The following is a 3,612-nucleotide window of genomic DNA, read 5'->3' as shown; positions in this document are numbered from 1 at the left end:
GTGATGGACCTGAACGACTTCGAGTTTGACGCCTATCTCGCCAATGATCGCACGCTCGCCGACCCAGAAGTGATCGCCGTCGAGCGCAAGGGCCGGGTCTTGTTGCGGGTGATCAATGCCGCGGCGGCGACCGTGTTCTGGATCGACACCGGTGGGGTGCCTGCGCGTCTGGTGGCGGTCGATGGCCACGGCGTTACGCCTATGACGGGGACGCGCTTTGGTTTGGCTATGGCGCAGCGTCTTGATCTGGAAATTGAACTGCCGGATGCGGGGGCCTTTCCGATCCTCGCCCTGCGCGAAGGTGCGCGGCACCGCAGGTGCCGAAGTGCGCAGAATTGACGATCTGGCAGAATTTGAAAGCAGCGCGTTCGATCTTGACCTTGCGCAGGAAAGGCTGCTGCGGGCGGCACCTGTGGTCGGCGCGCCGACCCTTGCGCCGCGCCCGGTGGATCGGACCCATATGATCATGCTGGGCGGCGCAATGCAGCCTTACCTCTGGACTATCAACGGACAGGTCTGGGGCAATCACACCCCGCTCACCGCCAAGACCGGCGAGCGGGTGCATCTGTCGTTTCACAACATGTCGATGATGGGGCATCCGATGCACTTGCACGGGCATGTGTTCCAGGTGGTGAACATCAACGGTCAAACCTTCGATGGTGCGATCCGCGACACGGTCTATGTGCCGCCGATGTCGATGGTGACGGTTGCACTGGATGCCGGTGAGGCCGCGCGCTGGATGCTGCATTGCCATCACATGCCGCATCTTTCCACCGGTATGATGACCGAGTTTGCCGTGTCGGCCTGAGACATCCGCCATCGGAGGACAACGTCGCCTGGTGGCGAAACACATTCACAAGCGCGCTTCCCCCGCATGGCCAAAAGCCAACCGCAAGAAAGCCGCATCAGCGCCGCAGGGTCGGCGAAGACAGATTGGAGATCGTATCATGAACAAAGGACTCATTGGCGCACTCGTTGTAGCCATTATCGCAGCGGCGGGTTGGTATTGGACACAAGGCCAGGCCACCAAAGAACCAGTTTCGGCTTCTGCATCGGACGTCTCGCAGGTCGAAGCGGGCGCACCATTGGCCGACGTCATCGTTCCGGCTGAGTTTTCCGCACAAGCCCGTCTGGGTGAGACATATTACAACGCGGTCTGCGCCGCCTGCCACGGCACCAATGCTGCTGGGAAAGACGGCGTAGCGCCCCCGTTTGTCCATCGCATTTACCAGCCCGGCCACCACGGCGACATGGCTTTCGTTCTGGCAGCACGGAACGGCGTGCGGGCGCACCACTGGTCGTTCGGAGACATGCCACCGGTCGAACAACCTCTGACGGATGCAGAGCTCGGCGCGATTGTCGCTTATGTGCGCGAGTTGCAGCGCACCAACGGGATCAACTGATGCGGTGGAGTATCCGCCCTTTTCTCGGAACTACATCGGACCAACCGGCATGAGGTCGGGCATCCTCATTCTCATGGCGGCGGTCCTTCTGGGATCCATCGGGGCCGCCTTCCATATCTTTGCCCCCGACAATGTAGCCGCGACGCGCGGTCGCGTTCTTTATGACGCGAACTGCGCCGCGTGCCACGGCCAAAATCTAGAAGGCCAGCCAGACTGGCGCAGCCCCAGACCAGACGGGCGTTTCCCGGCACCACCACATGACGCGGCCGGCCATACCTGGCATCATTCCGACACCGCCCTGATCGACTATATCACCTTGGGCGGAGAGGAAGCACTGGCGCAGATGGGTGTCAGTTTCGATAGCGCCATGCCAGCTTTCGGCGACGTGCTGAGTACGCAGGAAATCGCCGATATCCTGGCCTACATCAAATCGCGCTGGCCCGACCGCGAGCGCCAGTTCCAGGCGGAACGGAGTGCGTCTGACGGCGGATGATGGGGCGGCTCAGGCGGGGGCAGCAGGATATCCGGCCTCAGACAGCACCGCTTGGACGCGCGCTGTGTCAGCGCTGCTCTCAACCGAAACCTTCCGCGCTGGCATATCGAACTCGATCTGTGCTGCGGGATCAAGGGCGAGGATTGTTTTTTCGACCGTGGATTTGCAGCCGCCGCAATGCATGCCGGGGATGTGGAAAGTTGTCATGATCTTCTCCTTTTTGATGTGTTTACAGATCAACCCGCCGCAAGCGCAGCGCGTTGGTGATGACCGAGACCGACGACAGGCTCATCGCTGCGGCTGCGATCATCGGCGACAGCAACAATCCGGTGACTGGATAAAGCAGCCCGGCCGCGATCGGAACACCTACAGCGTTGTAGGCGAAGGCAAAGAACAGGTTCTGCTTGATGTTGCGCAGCGTGGCGCGGGCGAGTTTGCGCGCTCGCACAATGCCCATCAGATCGCCACCCAGCAAGGTGATGCCCGCACTTTCCATCGCCACATCGGCCCCGGTGCCCATGGCGATGCCGACGTCCGCGGCTGCCAAAGCGGGTGCATCATTTACCCCGTCGCCTGCCATGGCGATCTTGTGACCCTCCTTGCGCAACTGGTCGATCAGTTTCTTTTTGTCTTCCGGCAGGACACCCGCGCGCACCTCGTCGATGCCCAGCGTCGCCGCCACCGCTTGTGCGGTGCGCTCATTGTCGCCGGTCGCCATGATCACCCGCAGCCCTTGCGCATGCAGTTCCTTGATCGCCTGAGCGGTTGATGGCTTGATCGGATCAGCGACCGCGACGATGCCCGCAAGGGCCCCGTCGACAGCAACAAACATTGCCGTTTTGCCGCTGGCCCGCAGCGCATCAGCCTTTTCTTCGGCCTGTGTCGTCTCGAGACCCATCTCTTGCATCATGGCGGTGTTGCCGAGGGCCACGGCGCGACCGCCGACACTGCCGCGCACGCCTTTGCCGGTCACGGCCTCAAAATCCGCAGCGTCCTGCCGGGTAGCCCCTTGCGCCTCGGCACCTTCGACGATGGCCTCGGCCAAAGGGTGTTCGGAGCCGCGCTCAAGGGCCGCTGCAAGTGACAGAATGTCAGCCTCGGTGATTTCACCAAAGGTCACAGTATCAGTCAGTTTAGGCTTGCCCAAGGTCAGGGTGCCGGTCTTGTCGACGATCAGCGTATCGACCCCCGCCATGCGTTCCAGCGCCTCGGCATCCTTGATCAACACCCCGGCCTGCGCCCCGCGGCCGGCTGCAGTGGTGATTGAAATCGGCGTGGCAAGTCCCAATGCGCAGGGGCAAGCGATGATCAGCACCGAGACCGCCGAGGCGATGGCATAAACCAATGCAGGTTCGGGTCCAAAGATCATCCATATTATGAAGGCGAAGATCGAGGTGCCGACCACGGTTGGCACGAAGATCGCCGAGACCCGGTCGGCCATGCCTTGGATCGGCGCACGCGAGCGCCGGGCGTTCGACACCATCGCCACGATCTGCGCCAGCACAGTATCGGCACCGACCTTGCCCGCTTCGATCACCAAGGAGCCGTTCTTGTTGATCGTCGCCCCGGTCACCGCATCGCCTGGTCCTTTCTCAATCGGCATCGACTCGCCGGTCAGCATGCTTTCGTCCAAGGAGGATCGCCCCTCGACCACCACCCCGTCCACCGGCACCGCATCGCCGGGGCGCACCCGCAGCCGGTCGCCTTCCATGATGT

Annotated in this window: 4 protein-coding genes and 1 pseudogene; 3 read left to right on the top strand and 2 right to left on the bottom strand. The window is 62.2% G+C overall.

The window, feature by feature from the left end; all coding sequences use genetic code 11:
* From L0H65_RS16370 to L0H65_RS16360, 3 genes and pseudogenes are all read left to right on the top strand, one after another.
* A pseudogene (locus L0H65_RS16370) lies at positions 1-808 on the top strand (multicopper oxidase family protein); the annotation flags it as partial.
* 139 nt (positions 809-947) lie between these two features.
* Entirely contained in the window at positions 948-1,403 is a 456-nt protein-coding gene (locus L0H65_RS16365; RefSeq protein ID WP_301460249.1) for a cytochrome c, read from the top strand.
* A gap of 49 nt (positions 1,404-1,452) precedes the next feature.
* Complete coding sequence (locus L0H65_RS16360; protein WP_301460247.1) at positions 1,453-1,896, top strand: cytochrome c; 444 nt, start codon at positions 1,453-1,455, stop codon at positions 1,894-1,896.
* A 9-nt stretch (positions 1,897-1,905) separates the two neighbouring features.
* On the opposite strand, the gene L0H65_RS16355 is transcribed toward L0H65_RS16360, so the two are convergent.
* Positions 1,906-2,103 (bottom strand): heavy-metal-associated domain-containing protein, encoded by a 198-nt coding sequence (locus L0H65_RS16355; RefSeq protein WP_301460244.1) that lies wholly within the window; start codon positions 2,101-2,103, stop codon positions 1,906-1,908.
* A 22-nt stretch (positions 2,104-2,125) separates the two neighbouring features.
* Positions 2,126-3,612: copper-translocating P-type ATPase (locus tag L0H65_RS16350; protein WP_301460242.1), on the bottom strand; the 1,487-nt coding region annotated here is incomplete at its 5' end.

Origin of the sequence: Pseudorhodobacter sp., assembly GCF_030452865.1 — a bacterium.
GTDB lineage: Bacteria > Pseudomonadota > Alphaproteobacteria > Rhodobacterales > Rhodobacteraceae > Pseudorhodobacter.
This window is presented reverse-complemented; position numbering and strand designations above follow the sequence as displayed.

Excerpts from the sequence above, each read along its gene's own strand:
- L0H65_RS16355 (WP_301460244.1), bottom strand. The coding sequence starts at position 2,103 with ATGACAACTTTCCACATCCCCGGCATGCATTGCGGCGGCTGCAAATCC.
- L0H65_RS16360 (WP_301460247.1), top strand. The coding sequence starts at position 1,453 with ATGAGGTCGGGCATCCTCATTCTCATGGCGGCGGTCCTTCTGGGATCC.
- L0H65_RS16365 (WP_301460249.1), top strand. The coding sequence starts at position 948 with ATGAACAAAGGACTCATTGGCGCACTCGTTGTAGCCATTATCGCAGCG.